Origin of the sequence: Microcella sp. (genome assembly GCF_025808395.1) — a bacterium.
GTDB lineage: Bacteria > Actinomycetota > Actinomycetes > Actinomycetales > Microbacteriaceae > Microcella.
Genome location: NZ_CP075524.1, coordinates 2,242,963 through 2,266,568 on the forward strand (window position 1 = coordinate 2,242,963; position 23,606 = coordinate 2,266,568).

General features: G+C 66.4%; 18 protein-coding genes and 2 tRNA genes. 13 read left to right on the forward strand and 7 right to left on the reverse strand.

What is annotated here, in order from left to right; genetic code table 11:
- Positions 1-32 precede the first annotated feature (32 nt).
- Entirely contained in the window at positions 33-836 is an 804-nt protein-coding gene (locus KIT89_RS10945; RefSeq protein ID WP_297601506.1) for a GntR family transcriptional regulator, read from the forward strand.
- Here the strand turns inward: KIT89_RS10945 and KIT89_RS10950 are convergent.
- The 6 genes from KIT89_RS10950 to pgm all read right to left on the reverse strand — a co-directional run bounded on the left by KIT89_RS10950 (position 811) and on the right by pgm (position 8,020).
- Complete coding sequence (locus tag KIT89_RS10950) at positions 811-2,073, reverse strand: MFS transporter (RefSeq protein WP_297601508.1); 1,263 nt, start codon at positions 2,071-2,073, stop codon at positions 811-813. The two genes, KIT89_RS10945 and KIT89_RS10950, sit on opposite strands and share 26 nt — an antisense overlap.
- An 88-nt stretch (positions 2,074-2,161) precedes the next feature.
- Positions 2,162-3,262 (reverse strand): BMP family ABC transporter substrate-binding protein, encoded by a 1,101-nt coding sequence (locus KIT89_RS10955; RefSeq protein ID WP_297601511.1) that lies wholly within the window; start codon positions 3,260-3,262, stop codon positions 2,162-2,164.
- Between the two features lie 120 nt (positions 3,263-3,382).
- Positions 3,383-4,351 (reverse strand): adenosine deaminase, encoded by a 969-nt coding sequence (add, locus tag KIT89_RS10960; protein WP_297603958.1) that lies wholly within the window; start codon positions 4,349-4,351, stop codon positions 3,383-3,385.
- Between the two features lie 2 nt (positions 4,352-4,353).
- Positions 4,354-5,124, reverse strand: a complete 771-nt coding sequence (locus KIT89_RS10965; protein WP_297601514.1) for a nucleoside phosphorylase — start codon at positions 5,122-5,124, stop codon at positions 4,354-4,356.
- 102 nt (positions 5,125-5,226) lie between these two features.
- Positions 5,227-6,423 (reverse strand): aminotransferase class I/II-fold pyridoxal phosphate-dependent enzyme, encoded by a 1,197-nt coding sequence (locus KIT89_RS10970; RefSeq protein ID WP_297601517.1) that lies wholly within the window; start codon positions 6,421-6,423, stop codon positions 5,227-5,229.
- Entirely contained in the window at positions 6,410-8,020 is a 1,611-nt protein-coding gene (gene pgm, locus KIT89_RS10975) for a phosphoglucomutase (alpha-D-glucose-1,6-bisphosphate-dependent) (RefSeq protein ID WP_297601520.1), read from the reverse strand. Before pgm ends, KIT89_RS10970 begins: the two co-directional genes overlap by 14 nt.
- Positions 8,021-8,081: 61 nt before the next feature.
- Here pgm and pheA point away from each other — a divergent pair, with 61 nt between their 5' ends.
- Positions 8,082-9,035 carry a prephenate dehydratase gene (gene pheA / locus KIT89_RS10980; protein WP_297601523.1) on the forward strand — a complete coding sequence of 318 codons (954 nt, stop codon included), beginning with the start codon at positions 8,082-8,084 and terminating at the stop codon, positions 9,033-9,035.
- Between the two features lie 9 nt (positions 9,036-9,044).
- On the opposite strand, the gene KIT89_RS10985 is transcribed toward pheA, so the two are convergent.
- The gene (locus tag KIT89_RS10985) at positions 9,045-10,049 is read right to left on the reverse strand and encodes a diacylglycerol kinase family protein (RefSeq protein WP_297601526.1); all 1,005 of its coding nucleotides are present in this window, start codon (positions 10,047-10,049) and stop codon (positions 9,045-9,047) included.
- A 51-nt stretch (positions 10,050-10,100) separates the two neighbouring features.
- On the opposite strand from KIT89_RS10985, the gene serS reads away from it, so the two are divergent.
- From serS to KIT89_RS11040, 11 genes are all read left to right on the forward strand, one after another.
- A complete protein-coding gene (serS, locus tag KIT89_RS10990) occupies positions 10,101-11,366 on the forward strand; it encodes a serine--tRNA ligase (RefSeq protein WP_297601529.1) in 1,266 nt (421 codons plus the stop codon).
- Positions 11,363-12,181 carry an HAD family hydrolase gene (locus KIT89_RS10995; RefSeq protein WP_297601532.1) on the forward strand — a complete coding sequence of 273 codons (819 nt, stop codon included), beginning with the start codon at positions 11,363-11,365 and terminating at the stop codon, positions 12,179-12,181. The genes serS and KIT89_RS10995 overlap by 4 nt, the downstream gene beginning before the upstream one ends.
- 91 nt (positions 12,182-12,272) lie before the next feature.
- Positions 12,273-12,357 (forward strand) — tRNA-Ser (locus KIT89_RS11000).
- 37 nt (positions 12,358-12,394) lie between these two features.
- A complete protein-coding gene (locus KIT89_RS11005) occupies positions 12,395-13,702 on the forward strand; it encodes an LCP family protein (protein ID WP_297601535.1) in 1,308 nt (435 codons plus the stop codon).
- Between the two features lie 50 nt (positions 13,703-13,752).
- Positions 13,753-13,842: transfer RNA gene (locus tag KIT89_RS11010), tRNA-Ser, on the forward strand.
- 315 nt (positions 13,843-14,157) lie between these two features.
- On the forward strand, positions 14,158-18,387 hold the full coding sequence (locus KIT89_RS11015) for an LPXTG cell wall anchor domain-containing protein (protein WP_297601538.1): 4,230 nt from the start codon (positions 14,158-14,160) through the stop codon (positions 18,385-18,387).
- Positions 18,388-18,750: 363 nt separating this feature from the next.
- A complete protein-coding gene (locus KIT89_RS11020; RefSeq protein WP_297601541.1) occupies positions 18,751-19,929 on the forward strand; it encodes an extracellular solute-binding protein in 1,179 nt (392 codons plus the stop codon).
- Positions 19,930-19,982: 53 nt separating this feature from the next.
- On the forward strand, positions 19,983-20,849 hold the full coding sequence (locus tag KIT89_RS11025) for a carbohydrate ABC transporter permease (protein WP_297601545.1): 867 nt from the start codon (positions 19,983-19,985) through the stop codon (positions 20,847-20,849).
- Entirely contained in the window at positions 20,846-21,673 is an 828-nt protein-coding gene (locus KIT89_RS11030) for a carbohydrate ABC transporter permease (RefSeq protein ID WP_297601548.1), read from the forward strand. Before KIT89_RS11025 ends, KIT89_RS11030 begins: the two co-directional genes overlap by 4 nt.
- A 54-nt stretch (positions 21,674-21,727) precedes the next feature.
- Complete coding sequence (locus KIT89_RS11035; RefSeq protein ID WP_297601551.1) at positions 21,728-22,660, forward strand: N-acetylmuramic acid 6-phosphate etherase; 933 nt, start codon at positions 21,728-21,730, stop codon at positions 22,658-22,660.
- A 1-nt stretch (position 22,661) separates the two neighbouring features.
- Positions 22,662-23,603: an N-acetylglucosamine kinase gene (locus tag KIT89_RS11040; RefSeq protein WP_297601554.1), complete on the forward strand. Its 942-nt coding sequence runs from the start codon at positions 22,662-22,664 to the stop codon at positions 23,601-23,603.
- The last annotated feature ends 3 nt before the right edge of the window (positions 23,604-23,606 follow it).

A 23,606-nucleotide genomic window follows, 5' to 3' on the forward strand; every position in this document is an offset into this window, starting at 1 on the left:
ATATTCCCGAGAGTATTCAGGAGGATCCTGGCGTGAGCGACGACGCTACCGTGAGTGGCGCCGAGGCCTTCCTCGGCGAACCGATCCTGGTGTCTCCGGGACAGCCGCTGCGGGTCGCCGTGTATTCGCGCCTCTCTCAGGGGATTCGTGACGGGGTTCTCGCTGCCGGAACGATCCTGCCTCGAGAGACAGAGCTTGCGGAGCTCATCAAGGTGAGCCGCACCGTGGTGCGTGAAGCTCTCATGCTTCTCGAAGAAGACGGGCACATCGTCACGAGGCGTGGGGTGGGTCGATTCGTCGCCGACGCGCTCCCGCACGGCGGCCTCGAGAGGTTTCAATCGATCGAGTCGCTCGTCGGTGCCGGCGCGCGTTCGCTCTCGACGACGGTGCTCATCCACAATCGACAAGAGCCGACAGACTTCGTGCTCGATCACCTTCCCGATACGACCTCTCTGTGGTTCCGCGAGTCGGTGATCGAGGTCGACGGTCGTGGAGCGGCGCTCGTGCAGGAGTATCTTGTCGACGAGCAGCAGCTCGCTCTTGCAGGTCGGGCCCTCGCCGACGCAGCCGAATCGGTCGACCGCGAGGGCACGACGATGCTGGCATCGTTGCTCGAGAGGCTGCCCGGTTCTCTACTCTCGCCCGGCGCGTGCATCGTCGCCGCCAGCATCGCGGGCCCGACTCGTGCAGCGCACTTGTCCATCAAGGCGAACGATCCAGTGCTCGTGATGACTCAGGTCGTGCGCGCCCGATCGACGCCGATTCTCGTCGTGAAGAGCGCGTTCGCTCCGGAGGCGAGCCACCTGTCGATCACCCAGAGTTCATCGACTCGGTAGCCGAAGGGTTGCTCGCGACGAGGCCGTGCGCCAGCGCCATGACCAGCAGGGCCACCGATGCACCGACGGCGACGGCGAAACCCGCTGCGGCGCCCGACTGCTCGACGAGCACCCCGGTGAGTGCGGTGACCAGGGCCTGACCCACCGTCAACATGCTCTGCAACGTGACCAGAACCGTGTTGCGGCGTCGCTCGTGAGCGGCGTTGGCCCCGAGGCTGAACAGGGCCACGAGCACCGCGCCGACGCCGCACCCGGCCACGAACAAGCCGACGAGCACAGCGCCGTCGCCGGGAACGAGGGCGAGCACGGCGGTTCCGGCGACGGCCACGCACGCGAACCACCGCCAACGGCTGCGTAGAGAGATCGTGGGCGGGAGCAGCCCTACGGCGAGCGCAGTGATGATGGCTCCGATGCTCATGATCCCGTAGACGAGGCCCGCGAGCTCGGTCTGACCGAGTGCCGCGAGGTATGCGGTGACCGACGTGAGGGTCGAACCGAAGACGGCGCCCACAGCGAGCATCGCCACGGCGAGCAGCGACAGCTCTGCGCTCCAGGTCGACGGCCGCCGGGCCATGACATCGAGCTCGTGAACCGGGCGAGCAGTCCCGAGTCGTGCCGTGGGGTGCAGAGCGAACGCGATGACGACCGTGGCGGTGAGCACCATGCTGGCGACGAGCGGGGCGGTCGGTGCGAGCAGCGAGGCCAGCAGCCCTACCGCGACGGGGCCGAGCACATACGACGACTCGTCGACGATCGACTCGTAACTCATGGCGAGCGGCAGGGCACGACCGCGGGCATCCGGCGAATGGTGCTCGAGCCGCTGTGCCACGACGGCAGCGCGTGATCTCGACAGCGGTGCCACTTGCGGCATCGTGGCTCCGACCGCCGCTGCCGAGAGCCACAGCGCGGCATCCGATGCTCCGTCGCTCACCGCAGTCAAGAACGCGATCGATGCCGCAATGCTGATGAGCGCGCCGCCCAGCAGCACGGGCCGTTGACCCCAACGATCAGCGAGAGCGCCGAAGACGGGGCCCATGAGTGCCGTACCGATGCCGGCGACCGCGGTGAGGCCCCCCGCGAGCGCGAGTGATCCGCGCTCGATCGTGGTGAGGCTCAAGATTCCGACGAGCATCATGGCGAAGGGAAGGCGAGCGATGAACGAGAGCGGCAGATAGGGGCGACCGGCGACCGTCACCATCTGCCGTGCGAGGTCGCGGGGCGAGAGCGCGTTCGTCACAAGAGGGTCTCCTCGTCAGCGTTCGTGTCGTCTCGGGCAGAGTGAGGCCCCCGCGGCGCGGAGCGCGCGCGGGGGCCGGTGTGATCGTCTAGCCCCGTGGTGAGGAAGGCGAGTCGACGACGAAGGTGCCGGCGATGATGTCTGCTGTGAGCTGCTCGATCTCGGCGATGAGCGATGCACTCAACCGCGACTCCCACTCGTGGAAGGGCGCAATGCCCACGCCACCGTTCTCGAGAGTTCCTACATACGGGTCAGAGCTGAACGAGCCGTCGTAGGTCGACATCGTGACTTCGTGCGCGGCGGTCGTGAGGTTCTTCATCACCGACGTCAGCAAGTAGGCGCCGTAGTCAGGAGCCGTCAGGTAGGCATCGGAGTTGACGCCGATGATGCCCGCATCGGTGCCGCGCTCGTTGATCGCGTCGATCGATGCGATGAAGAGGGTGCCGGCGACCGGCATGATGATGTCGACGTCTTGGTCGAGCAGCCCCAAGGTGATGTTCTTCGCTTGCAGCTGGTCGTCGAAGCTGCCGACGAAGAGTCCGTTCTGGGCTTCGCGATCCCAGCCGAAGAGGCGCACAGAGGTTCCGTGCACTTCGTTGTAGTGCTCGATACCGACCTGGAATCCGTCCATGAACACTGTCACTGACGGAAACGGCATGCCGCCGTAGGTTCCGACCGCCCCGGTGGTGGTCGCACCCGCGGCCGCGTACCCTGCGAGCGCTGCCGCCTGCGCCGTGTCGAAGAGCACCGGCTTGACGTTCGCGAGCTCGAGCGGGCTGAAGTCGTCGTTGGTCACGGTGCTGTCGATGAGCGCGAATCGAACATCCTCGTTGACCAGCGCGACGTCGCGAGTCGCGTTGGCGAGCGCGAATCCGACGGTCACGATCAGATCGCACTGCTGATCGATGAGAGCTTCGATGTTGCCGACGTACTGGTCTTCTGAGGCGGATTCAGCGCCGCGCGCTGTCGTTCCGATCTCGGCAGCTGCCTGCTGCACGCCCTCGAACGTCAACTGGTTGAAGTCATTGTCATCGAAGCCGGTGAGGTCTGACACGGCGCAGGGCAGAAAGTCGACGGCGGCCGGATCGGTCGCGCCTGGCTCTGCCGGTGGTGCAGAGCACGCGCCGAGGGTGAGTGCGATCAGGGCGGCGATGGTGATGCCGCCGGTCACGTTCTTGCTGTGCTGCATGGTGGGTCTCCTCTTTGAGATTCAGGCTGTGGTGGTTCGGGCAGGCACGGTTCGCCTTGAAGTAGGAGGTTATACCTCATACCCTCAGGCGGCAAGGCGGAGTCTCGATTGCCGAGCCGCTCATGTGAGCTTCGCCAGAAGTCGCGCGCGGTCGTCGTCGCCGACGAATGCAGCGTCGACGCTCGTGCGATCGAGGTCTCGAAGGTCTTCGGCGCTCCACGAGAAGGCGCTGCCGAGTAGCGCACGCTCGTGGGCCAGATCGGTGCCGGTCTGCATGGGGTTGTCGTCACCGAGCACGAGCGGCACGCCCGCCGTGCGAAAGCGATTGGCTGGATGCTCGCTCAGGCTCGCGATCGCTCCCGTGAACACGTTCGAGGTCGGGCAGATCTCGACAACGACTCCGTGGTCTGCGCACCACGACAGCACCTCGGGGTCGTCGACGATGTGGGCGCCGTGGCCGATGCGGGTCGCGCCGAGCAGCTCGACGGCCTGGCGAGCAGCCGCGGCCGGACCGGCCTCCGCAGCGTGGCACGTGATGCCCAGACCTGCGGCCCGGGCGATCGCGAAGGCCTCTGCATGGGGTTCGAGCGCCGGGTAGAGAAGCTCGTCACCTGCGAGATCGAATCCCACCACGCCCTTGCCCGCTGCTCGAGCAGCAGCTCGCGCGACACCTCGGTTGGTCTCGTCGTCATGGTGCCGCAGTGCGGCGATGACGAGGCCGATGTTCACTCCGGTGAGGGCGGCTGCTTCGCGCATGCCCTCGCACGCTGCGCTGATGATGTCATCGAGCCCGGCCCTGTCAGTGACGTGGGTAGCGGGCCCGAACCGCAGCTCGAGATGGTCATGCGCGCTGGCGGCGGCATCGATCACGGCCTCGCGCGCGATTCTTCGAACGAACTCTGGCGACTGGAAGAATCGATAGGTCGCGGCGACCTTGACGAGGTATTCGGTGAGGGTTCCTGGCCGCTCGAGCGCGATGGCGCGCTTCCAGCCCTCCGGCGGGTCAGGCTCGCCCGACAAGCGCGCGAGCTCTGCTGCCGTCTCGGGTCTCACCCGGCCCTCGAGGTGACTGTGAAGATTGACGAGCATGGTCACAGTTCCAGTCGCACAGCGGTCTCGAGTGCCGCCTCAATGCTGAGCATCCACCCTTGCTTGAGCGCTTCCTTCACCCCTGAGTACAGGCTCGTTCCGTCGACCAGGTTGCTCGACGTCGAGCAGATCATGCCAGAGCGCACGCCGCGCAGTCGTGCCACCACGTAGAGCGCTGCGCTCTCCATCTCGACGTTGAGAACACCGAGTCGGTTGAGCTCAGAGATCCATTCGGGGGTCTCTGCGTAGAAGGCGTCGTCGCTCGCGTTGATGCCCGAGTGCACGGCGACGTCTGTGCCCGCGGTCAGTTCGCGTGCCACGTCGGCGAGCGTCATCGCGATGCCGAGATCTGGCACTGCCGGAAAACCGTGGTGCGCGTACGCCGCCGTCGTGCCGTCGTTGCGCAGGGCACCCTCGCTGACGAGAAGGTCGCCGGGCTTGACTCCGGCCTGCAGCCCCGCCGACGAGCCCACGCGGATGAACGAGGTCACGCCCACGCGGATCAGTTCTTCGACCGCGATTGCCGTCGAGGGGCATCCCATGCCCGTCGAGGTCGCGGTGATGTGACGGCCCTTGTACCAGCCGGTCATCGTCATGTGCTCGCGGTTGTGCGCGACGGTCTTCACATCGGTGAGAAACTCGGCGACGAGCGGCACACGGAAGGGGTCGCCTGGCAGAAGCGCAACGCTTGAGACTTCGCCGGGGGCGATCGCGATGTGGTACTGGCGTTCGCCTACGCCGGCGGCGTCTTTGTCGACGACTGTGGTGCTCATGGGGACTCCTCGGTGAGTTGATCGGACAATGAGTAAGAGGTTATACCTCATACCTATTGAGGTCGACCCCCTCGTGAGACGGTGACGGCTCTGCCGAGACAGCTAGGTGCGCGATGCGCGCACGACCGCGTCGACGATCTGCTCGACGACCGGCCGGGGCGTGGCCAGAATGATGCGCACGTGCCCAGCGCCGGCCGCGCCGCACGCGCGCCCGTCGGTCACCGCGAGGCCAGCGCGGTCGAGCAGCGTCGTCGCGGGGTCGTCGCCGAGGCCCAGGCGCGAGACGTCGAGCCACGCGATGTAGGTTCCTTCGGGCATCCGGTACCCCGCTTCGGGAAGGCGCTCGGCCAGCAGCTCGCCCAGCAGGCGGCGGTTCGCGTCGTAGTAGTCGACGGTCGCGTCGAGCCACTCGCGACCGTGCCGGTAGGCGGCGGTGTTGCCGATGACACCGAGCGTGCTGGCGCCGTGGCCGGCGATGGGCCCGAGCGCCTGCCAGGTGTGCTCATCGGCGTCGTTGGTCGTGATGAGCTGGGCCGCCTTGATGCCGGGCAGGTTGAACGCCTTCGACGCGCTCGTGGTCGTGATGCTGTGACCGGCCGATGCCGCGCTCACGCTCGCATACGGCACATGCCGCGCCGAGCCGAACACGATCGGCGCGTGCACCTCGTCGGCGAACACGCGGGCCCCGTGCCGTTCGACCACGTCAGAGAGTGCCTGCAGTTCGTCGCGCTCGAACACACGCCCACCCGGGTTGTGCGGGTTGCACAGCACGACGAGGCCCGCGCCCGCCGCGAGCTCGCGGTCGATGGCGTCGAGGTCGAGCACCTCGCGGCCGTCCTGCCGGGCGTGCGGCACTTCGATAACACTGCGACCATGCCGCTGCGGCAGCGTCAAGAACGGCATATATGCCGGAGTCGGCACGATCACGGCAGAGCCAGGGCGCGAGTAGTGCCCGATCGCGGCATCGAGGCCGCTGATGACGTCGCCGACGGCGTGCACGCGCCCGGGCGTCACGACCCAGTCGAAGCGATCGAGCATCCACTCAGCTGTGGCGCGAGCCATGTCGGCGGCGATCGCTCGCGGCAGGTACCCGGTGTGCCCCGCCTGCACGGCGTCATGCAGGGCTCGAGTCACGACGGGGGCCGTGCCAAGATCGCTCTCGGCGACCCACGCGCTGATCGACCTCGCGAACCGGGTCCACTTCATGCTGCCGCGGGCATGCAGCGCTTCGGGGGTGAGGGCGTCCCACGAGGCGAAGAGTGCGGCGCGGTCGAGCGGCGCGAGCTCAGGCGAGTGCATCGTCGACGATCCGCTTCGCCTCGGCCTGCACGGCGCGCAAGTGCTCGATGCCGCCGAACGATTCCGCATAGATCTTGTAGACGTCTTCGGTGCCGCTCGGCCGGGCGGCGAACCACGCCCGCTCGGTGACCACCTTGACGCCGCCGACAGCGGCGCCATTGCCGGGTGCCTCACTGAGGGTCGCCGTGATCGGGTCGCCCGCGAGAGTGTCGGCCGTGATGGCCGCGCCGTCGAGCTTGCCGAGCGCTGCCTTCTGGGCGGGCGTGGCAGCAGCATCCACCCGTTCGTAGACCGGCGAGCCACAGCGATCAGTGAGCGTCGCATACAGCTGCGAGGGGGTCGACCCGGTGACGGCGGTGATCTCGGCGGCGAGCAGCGCGAGCAGAATGCCGTCTTTGTCGGTCGTCCACGCCGAGCCGTCGTGCCGCACAAAACTCGCCCCCGCGCTCTCTTCGCCGCCGAACGCCACCGAGCCGTCGATGAGGCCAGGCACGAACCACTTGAACCCCACCGGAACCTCCCACAACCGCCGCCCGAGACCAGCCGCCACGTGGTCGATCATCGTCGACGAGACGAGGGTCTTGCCGACCGCCGCGTCAGGTCGCCAGTGGGGGCGGTGCGTATAGAGGTAGTCGATCGCGACGGCGAGATAGTGGTTCGGGTTCATGAGCCCGGCGTCGGGCGTGACGATGCCGTGCCGATCGGCGTCGGCGTCATTGCCCGTCAGCAGGTCGAAGTCATGTCGGCGGCTGAGCACGCTTGCCATCGCGCTCGGGCTCGACGGGTCCATGCGAATCTTCTCGTCCCAGTCGAGCGTCATGAACCCCCACTGCGGGTCGACGTGCGGGTTCACCAGGGTGAGGTCGAGCCCGTACCGCTCTGCGATGAGCGCCCAGTAGTCGACGCTGGCGCCGCCGAGCGGGTCTGCCCCGATGCGCAGGCCGCTCTCGCGAACCGCATCGAGGTTCAGGATGCTCGCCAGATCGGCCACGTAGTGCTCGCGGTAGTCGTACCGCTCGGCCGTGAGCTGCGACTGCCGACGTACCCCGCGGTTGCCTCCGGCGATGAGCTCGTTGGCCCGCGCGGCGATCCACCCGGTCGCACCAGAGTCTGCGGGGCCGCCGTGCGGCGGGTTGTACTTGAAGCCGCCATCGCGCGGCGGGTTGTGGCTCGGGGTGATGACGATGCCGTCGCTCTTCGCTTCGGCGTCTCGGTTGTGCCGAATGATCGCGTGGCTGATCGCCGGCGTCGGCACGAATCCGTCGTGCGCATCAACGAGCGCGGTGACGCCGTTCGCGGCGAGCACCTCGAGGGCCGTCTGCTGCGCGGGTGCACTGAGCGCGTGCGTGTCGGCGCCGACGAAGATCGGCCCGCTCGTGCCCTGGCTCGCCCGGTACTCGACGATCGCCTGAGTGATGGCCGCGATGTGGATGTCGGTGAAGGCGCCGTCGAGGCTCGAGCCGCGGTGACCGCTCGTGCCGAACACGACGCGCTGCGCCGGGTCATCGAGGTCGGGCACCCGATCTGCATACGCGGCGAGCAGCGCATCGACGTCGATCAGGTCACTCGGCTGGGCGGGGGTTGCGGCGCGAGACATGCGTCCATCCAACCACCGGCAGGTTCGAAGAGCACCGGATGCCCGCCCATAGACTTCGAGCATGAGCACGCAGCCCGACCCGAAGGCGGTCTACAGCTACCTCGGCCCGGCCGGAACCTTCACCTGGCACGCCCTCGCCCAGGTCGAGGCGGCGGCTGGTGCCGAGTGGCGCAGCGTCAGCAACGTCGGTGAAGCCCTCGACGACGTGGTCTCGGGCCGCAGTGTGGGCGCCATGATCGCGGTCGAGAATTCGGTCGAGGGCGGGGTGAGTGCCACGCAGGATGCGCTCGCGACGATTCCGGGCCTGCGCATCATCGGCGAATACCTGGTGCCCGTGAACTTCGTGCTCGTGGCCCGGCCCGGGGTGACGCTCGACAACGTGCGGGTCGTCGCCGCGCATCCTGTCGCCTACGCGCAGTGCCGGCGCTTTCTCGAGAGCGCGCTGCCCGCCCACGGGCACATTCCGGCCGCCTCGAATGTGGCCGCGCCCGTCAGCCTGCTTGAGCCAGACTCACCGGCGCAGGCCGCCATCGCGCCGCCCGGCATCACCGAGCTGCACGACCTCGTCGAGCTCGCGAGCGAGATCGGCGACAACTCGAACGCCGTCACGCGATTCGTGCTCGTGAGCCGCAGCCACGCCATCGCGCCGCGCACCGGAGCCGACAAGACGAGCATCATCGCCGAACTGCCCGACGACGCTCCCGGTCGACTGCTCGAGATGCTCGAGCAGTTCGCCACGCGCGGCGTCAACATGAGCCTCATCGAGTCGCGGCCCATCGGCGATGCTCTCGGGCGCTACCGCTTCATCATCGACCTCGACGGCCACGTGCTCGATGAGCGCGTCGCCGACGCCCTGCTGGGCCTGCGGCGTTTCAGCCCCAAGGTGATCTTCTTGGGCTCGTACCCGCGCGCAGACCAGCGGCCGGTCGAGTTCGTTCCGCAGTACGGAGACGACATCTTCACGGATGCCCGCGACTGGTTGCGCGGCATCCTCAGCGGCGAGCCCGAGGTGTAGCGAGCCCGCTCACACGCGCTCGTCGGCCTCGCCGGGGGGCACGCGCACGATGAGCGCGGCGGGCAGCACGCGCACCGAGATCGCCGTCACCGTGCCCATCGAGTCGCCGTCGATCTCGAACTCTTCTGGGCGGTCGAAGGCGAGGGTCATGCGGCGACCCTGAAAGTAGCGCAGCGCGCGCACGCGCTTGTCGGCGGCCATGATGCGCCGCCCCACTTTGCTGCGCTGCAAGACGCCGTTCTCCCAGACCACGGCGTAGCTCACGCGCATCCACCCCCACAGATTGCGGGGGCGCATGGCCACCACATCGAGCAGCCCGTCATCGATGCGGGCGTCGGGCAGGATGAGCACGCCGCCGGGCAAGGCTCCGCAGTTGCCGATGAGCAGGGTGTGCACGTTGGTGGTGCGCTGAGCGCTGCCATCGAGGGTGTAGTGCAGTCGCACAGCGTCGACGTCGCGGGCGATGCGCGCGATCGCCTCGACGTAGGCGAGCCACCCGACGCGCTTCTTCAGCTCGGGCTTGGTGGCGCTGACCATCTTGGCGTCGAGCCCGATGCCGACCATGACGACGAAGGCGTGGGTCTCGGTGCTGCCGTCGGGTCGAGTGATCTCAGCCTCGCCCACATCGATCGCGAGGTCTTCGCCCCGCATTGCCGTGGCAACGGCTTCGGGCATGCGGTTGATGCTCACACCCAGGTTGCGCGCGAGCAGGTTGCCGGTGCCGGCGGGCAGCAGCACGACAGGCACGCCCGTATTGGCCATGCCTTCAGCGACGGCCCGCACCGTACCGTCGCCGCCGGCGGCGAGCACGCTCGACACTCCCGCTTCGACGGCCCGGCGCGCGCACCCCTGACCGGGGTCGTCGACGCTCGTCTCGAGCCACAGCGACTCAGCCCAGCCCGCCTCTTCTTCGACCGCTTCGATCTCGGTGCGCAGGGCCTTCACGTCGACCTTGATCGGGTTGTAGATGACGGCAACGCGATGCGGCTGATCGGCCCGTTTCGGCGTTGGCATGGGCACAGAGTAGAGCACTGGCCTTTGAACTCGCGTGACAGACTAGACGGCGTGATCGACCCCCAACTGCTGCGCGACGACCCCGACCGAGTTCGACGTTCTCAACATGCCCGCGGGGCGAGCGAGGCACTCGTCGACGAGGCGATCGCCGCAGATGCCGACCGTCGTTCGGCGATCACGGCGTTCGAGGCGCTGCGTGCCGAGCAGAACGCCTTCGGCAAGACGGTGGCAGCCGCCCCGAAAGACGAGAAGGCCGCGCTCGTCGCCCAGGCGCAGCAGCTCGCCGCCGACGTGAAAGCCGCACAGGCCGCGGCGTCAGAGGCCGATGAGCGTTTCGTGTCGGTGGCAGGGAGCATCCAGAACGTCATCATCGACGGCGTGCCGCCGGGTGGCGAAGACGACTTCGTGACGCTGCGCGAAGTGGGCGAGAAGCCAGCGTTCGACTTCGAACCGCGCGACCACGTCGCGCTCGGAGAGTTGCTCGATGCGATCGATATCGCCCGCGGGGTCAAGGTGTCTGGCTCGCGCTTCTACTTCTTGAAGGGTGTCGGCGCTCGACTCGAGCTGGCCCTCATGAACTACGCGCTCGACACCGCGCTCGACGCCGGGTTCACTCCGCTCATCACACCCACCCTGGTCAAGCCCGAGATCATGAGCGGCACCGGCTTTCTCGGTGCGCACGCCGACGAGGTCTACTATCTGGCCGATGACGAGCTCTACTTGACGGGCACGAGCGAAGTGGCGCTCGCCGGATTTCACGCCGACGAGATCATCGACGTCTCGAACGGCCCGCTGCGCTATGCAGGCTGGTCGACGTGCTATCGCCGCGAGGCGGGCAGCTACGGCAAAGACACCCGCGGCATCATTCGCGTGCACCAGTTTCAGAAGCTCGAGATGTTCAGCTACATCGACCCGGCAGACGCCGAGGCCGAGCACGAGCGGCTGCTCGCGATGCAAGAGGGCATGCTGCGCTCTCTCGGTCTCGCCTATCGCGTCATCGACACGGCAGCGGGCGACCTCGGGTCGAGCGCCGCGCGCAAGTTCGACGTCGAAGCCTGGGTGCCCACGCAGGGGGCATACCGCGAGTTGACGAGCACGAGCAACTGCACCACCTACCAGGCGCGTCGGCTCGACACCCGGCACCGCGGCGCTGAGGGCAAGACCGCCCCCGTCGCCACGCTCAACGGCACGCTCGCGACCACTCGGTGGCTCGTCGCCCTGCTCGAGACCCATCAGCGCGCCGACGGCTCGGTCGTCGTGCCCGAATCGCTGCGCCCCTACCTGCGCGGCTTGTCTGTTCTGGAGCCGACCGGATGACCTCCGCCCCCCGCACCGACAAGAAGCTCATCGCTCTCGACATCGACGGCACCGTGCTGCATGAAGACGGAACCCTGCCCGATGAGGTGGTCGAGCAGGTGCACCGACTGCGAGACGCGGGCCACGAGGTCATGCTGGCGACCGGTCGTTCGGTGGCGATGACGCTGCCCGTGCTCGACCGGCTCGACATCTCACCTGAATACGTCGTCGCCTCGAACGGCGCGATTCTGCTGAAGCGCGACGCCGAGGCGCCGACCGGGTATCGGCGCCACCACGTCGAGACGTTCGACCCCACCGAGGTTCTCACGCGCATCCGCCCGCATCTGCGTCACGCGAACTACGCCGTAGAAGACGAGACGGGCCTCTATCGCTACTCGGGCTCTTTTCCGAACGGCGCGCTCGGGGCGATCAGCGAAGAGGTCGAGTTCGACGAGCTGTGCAACGAGCCGGCGACCCGCGTCGTCGTCATCTCGCCGGGTCACGCCATGGAGGAGTTTCTTGCCGTCGTCGAACTGATGGGGCTGCATCAGGTGAGCTACAACGTCGGCTGGACGGCGTGGCTCGACATCGCCCCCGACGGCGTCAACAAGTCGACCGCTCTCGAGCGGGTGCGCACCGCACTCGACATCGATGGCGCAAACGTCATCTGCGTTGGCGACGGCAGAAACGACATCGAGATGCTGCAGTGGGTGGTCGCGCACGGCGGGCGCGGAATCGCCATGGGGCAGGCCCCTGATGACGTCGTGGCGGCCGCGTCTGAGGTCACAGCGCGCGACACCGACAACGGTCTCGCTCAGGCGCTCGCCACCGTCTGACCGAGCAGCGGCCTCGTTGTCGGCAGATGCATAGGCGCCCCGACCGGGGGTTTCGAAGAACTGTCGGTTAGCATGGAAGACTGATATCCAAGGAGGGCTGTCCGAGCGGCCGATGGAGCCAGTCTTGAAAACTGGTGGGCAGAAATGTCTCGTGGGTTCGAATCCCACGCCCTCCGCTGCTGGCGGCCCTCAGCCATGTGCCTAGGGGAGAAGATGAGCGAACCGATTCGCGATCGTGCGACACGCTCTTTGCCGACGACGGCAGTGCGGCACGGCCGACTGCGACGGTCGCGCGCATGGACGACCATTCTCGGAATTCTCGGCGCGACGATGGCCGTCGTTCTCGTCAGCGGAGTCTCTGTCGCCGCCATCACCATCGCCCAGTTCAATGCCGACATCGACGTCATCGACCTCGTTGAAGCCGAGGGCGAACCGCCCCGAGTGATTCCCACGGTCGGTGAGTGGGAGGGCGGCTTCAATGTGCTCGTCGTCGGGATCGACAACGAGCCTGGCCAGTATGACTCGCGCGCTCGCGGCAGTGCGACGCTCAATGACGTGAACATTCTTCTGCACGTCTCCGAAGACCAGCAGTCTGCAGTCGCGGTCAGCATCCCCCGTGACATGGTGGTTCCTATTCCCTCGTGCCCCGACCCCGAGGGTGGCCGAGCGTCAGGCGCCATGTCGGCACAACCCATCAACGTCGCGTGGTCGTACGGCGGATTGAACTGCGTCGTGCTGACGGTCGAGAAGTTGACGGGCCTGTCGATTCCTTACGCGGGCGCGATCTCGTTCAACGGCGTCGCACAGCTGTCGAACGCCGTTGGAGGCGTCGACGTCTGCATCGACGGGCCGATCAAAGACCGCTACACCGGGCTCGACCTGCCCACGGCTGGCACGCACACCCTCATCGGAGAAGACGCACTCGCGTTTCTGCGCACCCGTCATGGCGTCGGCGATGGCAGCGACCTGGGTCGCATCAGCAACCAGCAGGTCTATCTCTCGTCCTTGATGCGCAAAGTGCAGAACGAGGGCGTGCTGACCGATTTCACCAAGCTGTACGGCATCGCCCAAGTGGCCACGTCGTCGATGCAGCTCTCGTCGAGCCTCGTGAGCCTCGACACGATGGTGTCGATGGCACAGGCGATTCGCAAGGTGCCCACCGAGAACATCGTCTTCGTGCAGTACCCCAACCGGTACGGCACCGCAGAGCCCTACCTGGGCAAGGTGCAGCCGCTCACACGTCAGGCGACGGCGCTGTTCGACCGCATTCGCAACGACGAGAAGTTCGTGCTCGAAGAGGGCAACACCGGCGTCGGTTCGAAGCTCGACACGAGTGAGCCAGCGCCCGAAGAGACTCAGGCCCCCGAGCCCGAGCCGACCGAGGCCCCGAAGAACGGCAAGAACTTCGTCGAGCCAGAACCCGAAGCCACGCTGCCGCCCATTGACGCCGCCCCGCCGGCCGTTCTCGAGGGAGTGCAGGGCCAGACTGCTGCCGACCGCACCTGCTCGCGCGCGAACTGAGGGCGAGCATCCGTCGCCGCAGGGCGGCTATAGTAGTGAAGGCTTCGCCAGGAGACGTCGCATAGTCCGGTCGAGTGCACCACCCTGCTAAGGTGGAGACCCCGTTAAGGGGTCCGAGGGTTCAAATCCCTCCGTCTCCGCAACACGGTTCGATCCACGGTTCGATCCACGGTGCGACGCGCGATCGAACGCGCATCTCTTCTGACGACTCATCGTCGATGCGCTGTCTCGTGCTTCGGGTTCACGGCGAGCTCTGCGTGCTCTGACCGATTCGTCGCCGCAACGGCGTGCGGGTTGCGAAAATTCCTCCGCCCCGATAGGTTGCGAATATTCGCGATCTGTGGGGGATGCGAAAATGAATTCCCGTCGGGGGAGGGATGCTCGAGATGACTCGCACGAGGTCACCACAGCGCGCGGCGCGAACGAGATCGGTGGTGCGAGCGATCGTCGTCACCATGACGACGCTGGCGCTCGTCATCATGTCGAGCGTTCTCACCGTCGCCCCCGCCCACGCCGCGACGGCTGCCGTCACGATCACCCCGTCGACGGCGACCGCCCAGAGCAATGTGCCGGTCACCTTCACGCTCTCGATCACCTGCAACGGACCGGGCAGCTGCGAGAACACCCAAGTGTCGTTCCCCACGCAGGCGGTCACCGGCAATGGGGCCCTCACCGACCTCAGCACCTGGATCGGCAACTCCTCGTGCGGTTCGGTGACGAAGACGGTCAGCCCGGGCCTCGTGACGTTCAACTACGGCACGGTGCTGCCGGGCACGTCGTCGTGCACCTTCCCCGTGCGCGCTCCTGACTACACGACGCTCAATGGCGCCCAGGCGACACTGACTCCGACCATCAGCGGCTCGACATTCCCGTCGAGCACTGCGGCGTCGGCCGTGCTGACCCTGACGGCCGGCCACAACATCTCGATGGGTGCGTCTGCGACCGCACGGGTGCTGCCCGACTCGCAGACGAACTTCGTCATCGCGTTCAACTGCGGCGCGGGCGGCGGCTACACGGGCAATATCGGACTGAGCGCGGTGCGCATCGAGATCCCCCTGCCCTCCACCGTCGTCTACACCGGGTTCACGCCGCGAAACGCTCTGCCCGGCACGTTCACAGCGCCACCCGTCGGCAGCATGGGAGGCACGATCGTCTACGACGATCCCACCGGCGCATCGTGCGGCAACCCGCCCCTCACCATCTCGAACTCCATCGTCATCACTGTCACCGGCACCGTGACCGGAGCAGTCGGCACCCAAGCGTGCATCAACGCCTCCTCGACCTACACGTACATCGATCGGTCGGTCGCCGAGAGCTCGAGCACACCGACGGCGTGCACCCTCATCGTCGACCTGCAGACGCAAGTGACGAAGAGTGTTACCACTCGCTCGCTCGGAAACGCCGGTCAATACCGCTTCGCCGGCAGCACCTACCCGTACACCTTCCCCGGAGACTGGGACCAGTCGGCGGCCTCGGCGTTCTACGAGATTCGCGTGTCGACCGTGCCCACGTCGATTTCGTCAGGGCTCTCCTACCTGATTCGAGACCCCCTGCCGTGCATCGACAACCTTGTCAGCAACGTCTATCTGAGCAATGCGGCGGGGGTGCCGTGCGCGAACCCGGCATTCATTCCCCGACGAGTCACCGCGACAGGATTCGCGCCCACGGCCGCGAACGAGATCGTCGTGCACCACGCAGACGGGTCCACCACGAACGTGGCCTTCGCGAGCGGGGGATGGACCATTCCCACCGGCGGCAGCCCGGTGTCGGAGATCGAGATCCCAGCGTTCGAGAACCAGGGCACGAACTCCGCGGGAGCCATCACCTTCCGGGTGACCGGCTACGCTGCGCCGACCGTCGAACCAGGGCGCCTCATGCGCAACACCGCGACGTCGCAGCCCTACCTCTCGGGAACGACGTCGACGCTCGGCAACCTTCAGACATCGACCACCAACGTGCTCATCGCCGATCTCGGCACCGGCGACATCGGCCGCACCATCTTCCAGCCTGCACTCGTCAGCACCATGACCGGCACCTGCACTGCCGTCGTCGGCCTGCGCAACAACACGGGGCGCAATACCCTGCTCGAGATCACCGCGGTGCCATCGGCGGCGATGTACCTCGACTATCTCGCACCTGTGGGCGCTACCGTCACCGGCACGACCATCAGTCCGCAGCTCGCCGGGCTCACGAACGGTCGCACCTACAACGTGGGGGCGTTGACGCCCACTGTCGTGACCGACTACGACGGAACGGGGCGAACCCTCTATCGCTGGACCATTCCCGCGGGCGTTGTCGCTGTTCCCGGCGTCTATGTCGTGGCCGGGGTGAACGTCACGCTCAACCTCGGGCCGGGATGTGCCGGTACGTATCAGAACGACATGACCCTCGGGTACGGCGAGCCGCTCGAGAGTTGCATCTCGACCTCGAGCGGAGCGCAGAGCGCCCCCCTCAACCCTGCGCAGAACGCCGACCTGCGCACGAACGGCTCGCCGCTGATCGGCAACTACTGCGGAGCATCCGCACCCCTGTCGGTCGCAGCGATCAATCCGGGCTTCACCGTCTCTATGACAGTGCAGGGAAGCCTCGATGCAGCCCCCGCCGCCGCGGGAGTCAACGGCAAGGTCGGCGCCAGCGGGGGAGAAGCCACCTACTCGCTGTCGGTCGTCAACTCCGGCGAGTCGAACCTCGAAGACCCGGTCGTATACAACCTGCTGCCGCGCGTCGGCGACACTGAGGCGTCGACCATGACGGGACGAGACTCGCAGTTCGCGGTGACCTTGCTCACTCTCGGCCCGCTGCCCTCGGGCGTCACCGTGCAGTACTCGACGGCGAACAACCCGTGCCGGCCCGAAGTGCTGCCGAGCAATGCTGGATGCGTGGACGACTGGAGCTCGGCACCGCCGGCGGCGCTCTCGTCGACCACCGCGCTTCGATTCGCCTACTCGGGAACCCTTGTCGTGAACGGCGCGCCAGGAACCTCGGGGTTCACGGTGACGTACGAGGTTGAGACCCCTGCGATCGCGAGCGGCTGGGTCGCCTGGAACAGTGTGGGCGTCAATGCGCTCTCGGGCGGGTCGTTGTTCGGCGCAGCGGAGTCGACGCACGTCGGCATCGAGGCTGCAGGCCAGCCGACCATCGTCAAGGCGTCGGCGACTCCTGAGTACTCCGCCGTGGGCGACATCATCGAGTTCACCTTCACTGTCACGAATGAGTCTGAGGTGAGCGTCTCGAATGTCTCTGTCGTCGACCTGTTCGTCGATGCGGCGACTCAGTCGATCGCTCCTGACGCGACGTGCTCTGCACTTGTCGACCCCGCCGGGGTGTGCGACGGCGAGTCGACCGATCTGCTGCCGGGTCAGTCAGCGGTGTTCATCGCGAACTACGTCGTCACGCAGCACGACCTCGACCACGGCGTCATCGTCGACCGAGCCACAGTGACTGCTGAGCCTGAGCGAGGAGCACCGCTCAGCAACACCTCAGACGATGTCACGGTCGTTGCCGCCCAGGCACCTGCGCTCACTCTCGACAAGACCGTGAGTCCTGTTTCGGTCGATGCTGCAGGAGACGTGGTCGAGTACAGCTTCGTCGTGACGAACACCGGAAATGTGTCGCTGACCGCGGTCGGGGTGAACGAGCTGGTGTTCGGCGGCAGCGGGGCGGTTCCGAGCGCAACATGCCCGAGTGGCACGCTTGCGCCCGACGCCACCGTCACGTGTTCTGCGCAGTACACCGTCACGCAGGCCGACATGGATGCCGGTGCGGTCGAGAACATCGCCGTAGCGATCGCCGAGTTCGGCGGTGTGGGCGTCGTCTCGGCGCCTTCGGCGGCGAGTTTTGCTGCAACCCAGCTGCCTTCGTTGCAGCTCTCGAAGTCTGCAACACCCGCAACGGTGGGCTCCGCCGGGCAACCAGTCACCTACTCGTTCCACGTGACCAACAACGGCAACGTGACGATCGTCGACATCGAGGTGCTTGAGAACGACTTCACGGGCACCGGCACACTCGGCGACGTCGACTGCCCCGCGTCGGTGCTCGCACCGAACGCTGACATGATCTGCACGGCGGCATATGTCGTGACCCAGGACGACGTCGATGCCGGTGTCATCAGCAACAGTGCCAGTGCGAGTGGCGACGACCCGTCGGGAGAATCATTGCCGGCCCCGCCCACGTCGAGCGTCGAGGTCGAGGTTGTTCAGGCCCCGGCCTTGACGCTGGTCAAGACGGCCGACGTCACCGTCGTGAAGGCACCCGGTGATGTTGTGCGCTACGAGTTTCTCGTCATCAACAACGGCAACACCACCTTGAGCGAGATCTCGATCGACGAGACTCACTTCACCGGAAGCGGAGCGCTGGGTCAGATTACGTGCGCGCAGCACACGCTCGAGCCGACGGCGAGCACGACGTGCGCAGCAGAGTACATCACGGTGACCACTGACTTCTCGAACGGCGACCTTCGCAACACGGCGCGCGCGACCGCGTGGTACGGATCGTCGAGCGGAAGCGTCGAAGTCAGCTCCGCTGCGTCTACAGCCTTGATCGAGATCGAGAGCTCGGCAGGCGCCCTTCCCGACACCGGGGCTGCTCTCGCCGTGCCGGGTCTGCTCGCAGGCGCCCTCGCGCTCTTGCTGGGTGGAGCGCTCGTGGCGAGCCGGCGGCGCACTCGCCTTCTCTGCTCCGCGTAGTTCGAGAAAACGTACTGGGCGGGCCTCTAGGGCTCTGCTTCACTGTTGTTCGGGGCGCATGTGCGCGGCCCTCAGGCACGCCCACTCTCGACTGCACTGGCGCGCGGGGTGCTGTGAACTTTGAGTAGGTAAATCTATTTCCAAACGGGCGACTATTCGGTAAAGTGTTGTCACCCGGCCACGGGTGCGCCGACGGAGTCCCACCGCGGCTGTTGAGACACCAGAGAAAGAGGCCACACAGTGAAGAGATCAAGAGTTCTGGGCGCGGCAAGCCTGGCCGTCGTCTTGGGCATAGCCGGTTGCGCCGAGGGAGGCTCGCCGGAAGGACCGACCCAGTCTGACGAGGCGCCCGAGTCGCTGACCATGCTGGTCACGGCGAGCCCGAGTGCCGACGGCCTTCGCGCGCTCGCCGCGGTCTACGAGCAAGAGACCGGCATCGCCATCGAGTTCGTCGACGTGCCATATGAGCAGCTCGCGACGCGCATCATCCTCGCCGGGCAGAGCGGCGAGTCAACCTTCGACATGGCGCAGGTCGACGGATTCACCCTGCCGCAGATCGTGCGGGGCAACGGGTTGCTCGCGCTCGACGACTACCTCGCCGGTGACGACGAGTACGACTACGACGACTTCCCCGAGGGCTTGAAGGCTTACGCGAAGCAGGATGGAGTGAGCTACGGACTACCCCTCTCTACCGAGCCGTATCTGCAGTGGTACCGCACCGACCTGTTCACCGAGCTCGGCCTTGCTCCCGCAACGACGTGGGACGAGGTGTACGAGAATGCCGACGCACTGCAGAGTGCCGGATACTTCGGCCACGCCGGCACCTATGCCGCGACCGGATCCGCGCACCACTTCAATGCTGTTCTCGTGGGATCGGGTGGACGACTGCTCGACCCTGAGACGTTCCGCCCCATGCTCGACACCCCGGTCGCGGCCGCGGCTCTCGACCGGTATCTCGGACTCGTGGAATATGGACCCTCAGGTACGCCCTCGGCGACCATCTTCGACGCCGTCAACTCGTTCAGCCAACTGGAGGTGGGACAGATGACCACGCTGGCATCAGGCTGGTGGAGCACGGTCAACAACCCCGACGAGTCGCCGAACGCGGGCAACTTCGGCACCGCTCCTCCTGCCACAGCGGCCGACGGTGACTACACTCCGGCTGCTGTGCTCTACGGCTGGGTCGCCGGAATCTCGAGCGCCTCGCCGTACCAAGACGCGGCGTGGGACTTCCTCTCGTGGGCGCTCAGCCGTGAGAACGTCAGCAGCTTCATCGACGCGGGTGCGCCGCCGCCGGCTCGTATCTCGACCACGAGCGACCCTGCCTACCTCGAGCAGCTGCCCTACCTCGCTGCGGTCGGCGAATCAGTCGAGACGGGTGTGCCGATCGATCGCATCCCCGAGATGAGCCAGATCATTTCCTCGTTGAGCCAGATCCTCAATGGTATTGCGACCGGTCAGACCAGTCGCGAGGAGGGTCTCGAACGCGCGCAGGATGCCTTGCTGAACATCCTCGTGCAGTCCGGGCGGTACACCGGGTGACGGCTCCCATCGCTCCGGCCGGTGCTCCCCTCCTGGGGGGGAGCACCGGCCGGGTGTTCACTCGCAACGGGCTGAAAGAGAAGGCTGCGTCGCTCGGGTTCGTCGCGCCGATCTGGGTGTTCATGCTCACAGTCGGGCTCATTCCCATTGGGTTCGCGGTGTGGATCTCGTTCAGCAACCTGAGCATCTACAGCGACGGAAGCCAGTTCGTCGGGGTCGACAACTACCTTCGGGCTGTCTTCACCCCGCGATTCGGCGGAACCCTTGCCGTGACCCTGGTCTTCGTCGTCGTCGGGCTCGCCATCCAGTTCGTGTTCGGCTACCTTCTCGCGACGGCACTGCACCGGCAGCTCAAGGGCTTCCGCATCGCTCGCACCTTGCTGCTCGTGCCGATGCTGCTGACTCCCGTGGTCGTGGGCCTCATCTGGGGGTTCATGTTCAACCCCGACCTGGGAATCATCAACGCGGTGCTCGGCACCTTCGGGTTGCAACTGAACTTCTTCGCCGACCCGATTCTCGCGCAGGGCTTGGTGATCCTCATCGACGCGTGGATGCACATCCCATTCGTCATGCTCATGCTCGTCGCCGGCATGGCGAGCGTCTCGGATGAGCCGCTCGAGGCGGCGGCGCTCGACGGTGCCAATTGGTGGCAGACGACCCGTTACATCGTCTTGCCCGCGCTCGCTCCCGTGATCATGGTCACCATGATCGTGCGCTGCATCGACATCGTTCGCATCTTCGACATCGTCTTCACGACCACGCGCGGCGGCCCTGGCACGTCGACCGAGACCGTCTCGATGCTCTCGTACGTCACCACCTTTCAGTTCTACGAGTTCAGCGACGGGGCCGCGATGTCGATCGCGCTCGCCGCCCTCATGTTCCCGGTCTACTTCCTCTACATCAGGTTGACGCGCATATGAAGACACGACGAGCACTCGCCAATCTGCTCACGCACGCGACACTGATCGTCGCTGCGTTCTTCGCGATGTTTCCGCTGTTCTGGGTGCTACTGACCTCGTTCAAGAACAATCGCGATGCCGTTGCGCCCGCCGAACGGGCCTTCGACTTCGTCCCCACAGTCGAGAACTACATCCAGCTCTTCGAGTCGAGCGTCTTCATTCGCGCCGCCGGAACCTCGGTGCTGATCACGCTCGTCGCGACCATGATCGTCGTCGTCGCCGCAACCCTCGGCGGCTACGCCTTCGCACGACTCCGTTTCGCTGGCCGTCGAACTCTGGCCTCGGTCATGGTGATCGTGCAGGTGATCCCCGGAGTGGTGCTGATCGTGCCCCTGTTTCGCATGGTGAGCGGACTCGGAGCCTACGATTACTGGTGGCCGATCGCCCTGGTGCTCGGTGGGCTCAGCATTCCTTTCGGCACCTGGCTCATGCTCGCGTTCTTCCGCGGCTCTCCAATCGAGATCGAGGAAGCCGCCGTGGTAGACGGCGCCAACCGGTTCAAGCTGTTCCGCTACGTGCTGATTCCCATGGTGGCTCCCGGCATCGCCACGGTCGCCATCTTCACGGCGATCGCCGTCTGGAACTCCTTCCTCATCCCTCTCGTGCTTGGTCAGACGCGCGCGCAGACCCTGACGGTGTTCGCGGCCCAGTTCATCACCTTCCAAGGCGTCAACTGGGGGCCGCTCTCGGCCGCGGCAGTGCTCATCATCGCCCCGATCGTGCTCTTCGTGCTCGCCATGCAGCGCCCCCTCGTTCGCGGTCTCACCGCGGGCAGCGTGAAGTGAGTACCACGAGATGACCACGGTCGACACACACCCACACAGGATGTCGAGAGAATCATGAACCCCACACTCGCTTCTGGTGAGAACCCGTCGGCACTGCCGGGCACCGAGCAACGCAACCCTCGCTCGACGCGGCTCGATGAGATGAGCAGTATCGAGATCGTGCGCTTGCTCAATGCGGAAGACCTCCATGCCATCGAGGCGGTCGGCGCGGCGGCCGAATCGCTCGCTGCGCTCGTCGACGATGCCGAGTCGATCGTTCGCGCAGGCGGCAACGTGCACTACTTCGGTGCGGGCACCTCGGGTCGTCTTGGAGTGCTCGACGCTGCTGAGCTGATTCCCACGTTCGGCATCGAACCGACGCTTGTGCGTGCGCGCATCGCCGGCGGTGACGAAGCGATCGTCAACGCCGTCGAGGGCTCTGAAGACTCGGCAGACGACGGGGTTCGGGATGCCCTCGAGCAGGTGCGCGAAGGCGATCTCGTCATCGGCCTCACGGTCTCAGGTACCACCCCTTATGTCGAGGGCGCGTTGCGGTGTGCCCGCGAGTGCGGCGCGCGCACCGCGCTCGTCACGAGCAACCCTGAGGCCGCGATAGCGCCTCTCGCCGATCATGTCATCGTCGCCGACACCGGACCCGAAGTGCTGACCGGTTCGACGCGACTCAAAGCGGGCACGGCGACCAAGGTCATCCTCAACGGGTTCTCGACAGCACTCATGGTGCGGCTCGGCCGCACGTACTCGAACCTGATGGTGGCCGTGGTTCCAGGCAACAAGAAGCTGCGCGAGCGAACCCTGCGAATTCTGCACGAGGTGAACGGAGCCTCGACTGAGCACAATGCACAACTCATCGATGAGGCGGGGGGAGACCTGCGCGTCGCCGTCGTGGCGGCGGCCACCGGAGCCACCGCGGCGTTGGCCCGCGACTCGCTGCTCGACAGCGGCGGCTCGGTGCGAGACGCCATCGTCGCGCTGACACGGGGTTCGTGACGTGACGGTCATCGGGATAGACCTCGGGGGCTCCGGATCTCGAATTGTCGCGGTCGACGGGCACGAGGCTTCGGCGCACGGCCCAGCCTTCTCGGTCGTCGACGGTCGGGCTGATCACGCGTCTCTGATTGACGTGCTCGCCGATCAGCTCGGCCCCATCGAAGGCCCAGTGCTCTCCGTCTCTGCCTCGGTGGCCGGGCTCGTCGCTTCGGGTGAACCTGCCGCGATCGGCGCGGCGGTCGAGCGCGCGTGGCCCGGAGCGCGTTTCGTACTCAGCTCTGATGCTGTGGCGGCGGTGATGGCAGCCTGGGGCGAGCACGGGGGGGCCGTTCTCGCCATGGGCACGGGAGTGGTGGCGTTCGCGACCGACTTCTCTGCAGTGTGGCAACGTTCAGACGGTTGGGGATACCTGCTCGGTGACGAGGGCGGCGCGGCGTGGATCGGTGCTCGCGGCATATCCGCCGCCCTTCGCGAATTCGATCATCGGCCCAGGGGCTCGTCGATGCTGCTCGATGCGCTTGTCGAGCAGATGGGCGAGCCCCACGGAGTACCCGACCTGGTGAGAAGCGCTGCGAACTCAGCCACCGCGCTCGCCACGTTCGCGCCTCAGGTCACGTCAGCCGCCGAACGGGGTGATCACGCTGCGCAGCGCATCATCGACGACGCTATCGACCACCTCGTCGAGACCGGTCTCAGCGTGCTCCACGACGGGGTTCCTCCCCAGCTGGCACTCGTGGGCGGCTTGGCGGCGGTGCCGCTGCTCGCCCACGGGATCATCACCAGGGCGAATGAGCTTCGCCCGGAGGTCTCGGTGATCACTACGCCGCACAGTCCGCTCGACGGCGCCATCCACTTTGCTCGCCTCGCGAGCCGCGACCTGCTGCCTGATCCGCATCCGCCCTATCTCTACACGTCTCATTCATCCATCACCTTCCACTCTTGAGGA

What these genes read in the sequence shown, in the direction of transcription:
- KIT89_RS10955 (WP_297601511.1), bottom strand. Translation starts at nt 3,262, where the DNA reads ATGCAGCACAGCAAGAACGTGACCGGCGGCATCACCATCGCCGCCCTG.
- add (WP_297603958.1), bottom strand. Translation starts at nt 4,351, where the DNA reads ATGCTCGTCAATCTTCACAGTCACCTCGAGGGCCGGGTGAGACCCGAG.
- KIT89_RS10965 (WP_297601514.1), bottom strand. Translation starts at nt 5,124, where the DNA reads ATGAGCACCACAGTCGTCGACAAAGACGCCGCCGGCGTAGGCGAACGC.
- KIT89_RS10970 (WP_297601517.1), bottom strand. Translation starts at nt 6,423, where the DNA reads ATGCACTCGCCTGAGCTCGCGCCGCTCGACCGCGCCGCACTCTTCGCC.
- pgm (WP_297601520.1), bottom strand. Translation starts at nt 8,020, where the DNA reads ATGTCTCGCGCCGCAACCCCCGCCCAGCCGAGTGACCTGATCGACGTC.
- pheA (WP_297601523.1), top strand. Translation starts at nt 8,082, where the DNA reads ATGAGCACGCAGCCCGACCCGAAGGCGGTCTACAGCTACCTCGGCCCG.
- KIT89_RS10985 (WP_297601526.1), bottom strand. Translation starts at nt 10,049, where the DNA reads ATGCCAACGCCGAAACGGGCCGATCAGCCGCATCGCGTTGCCGTCATC.
- KIT89_RS10995 (WP_297601532.1), top strand. Translation starts at nt 11,363, where the DNA reads ATGACCTCCGCCCCCCGCACCGACAAGAAGCTCATCGCTCTCGACATC.
- KIT89_RS11005 (WP_297601535.1), top strand. Translation starts at nt 12,395, where the DNA reads ATGAGCGAACCGATTCGCGATCGTGCGACACGCTCTTTGCCGACGACG.
- KIT89_RS11015 (WP_297601538.1), top strand. Translation starts at nt 14,158, where the DNA reads ATGACGACGCTGGCGCTCGTCATCATGTCGAGCGTTCTCACCGTCGCC.
- KIT89_RS11020 (WP_297601541.1), top strand. Translation starts at nt 18,751, where the DNA reads ATGCTGGTCACGGCGAGCCCGAGTGCCGACGGCCTTCGCGCGCTCGCC.
- KIT89_RS11030 (WP_297601548.1), top strand. Translation starts at nt 20,846, where the DNA reads ATGAAGACACGACGAGCACTCGCCAATCTGCTCACGCACGCGACACTG.
- KIT89_RS11035 (WP_297601551.1), top strand. Translation starts at nt 21,728, where the DNA reads ATGAACCCCACACTCGCTTCTGGTGAGAACCCGTCGGCACTGCCGGGC.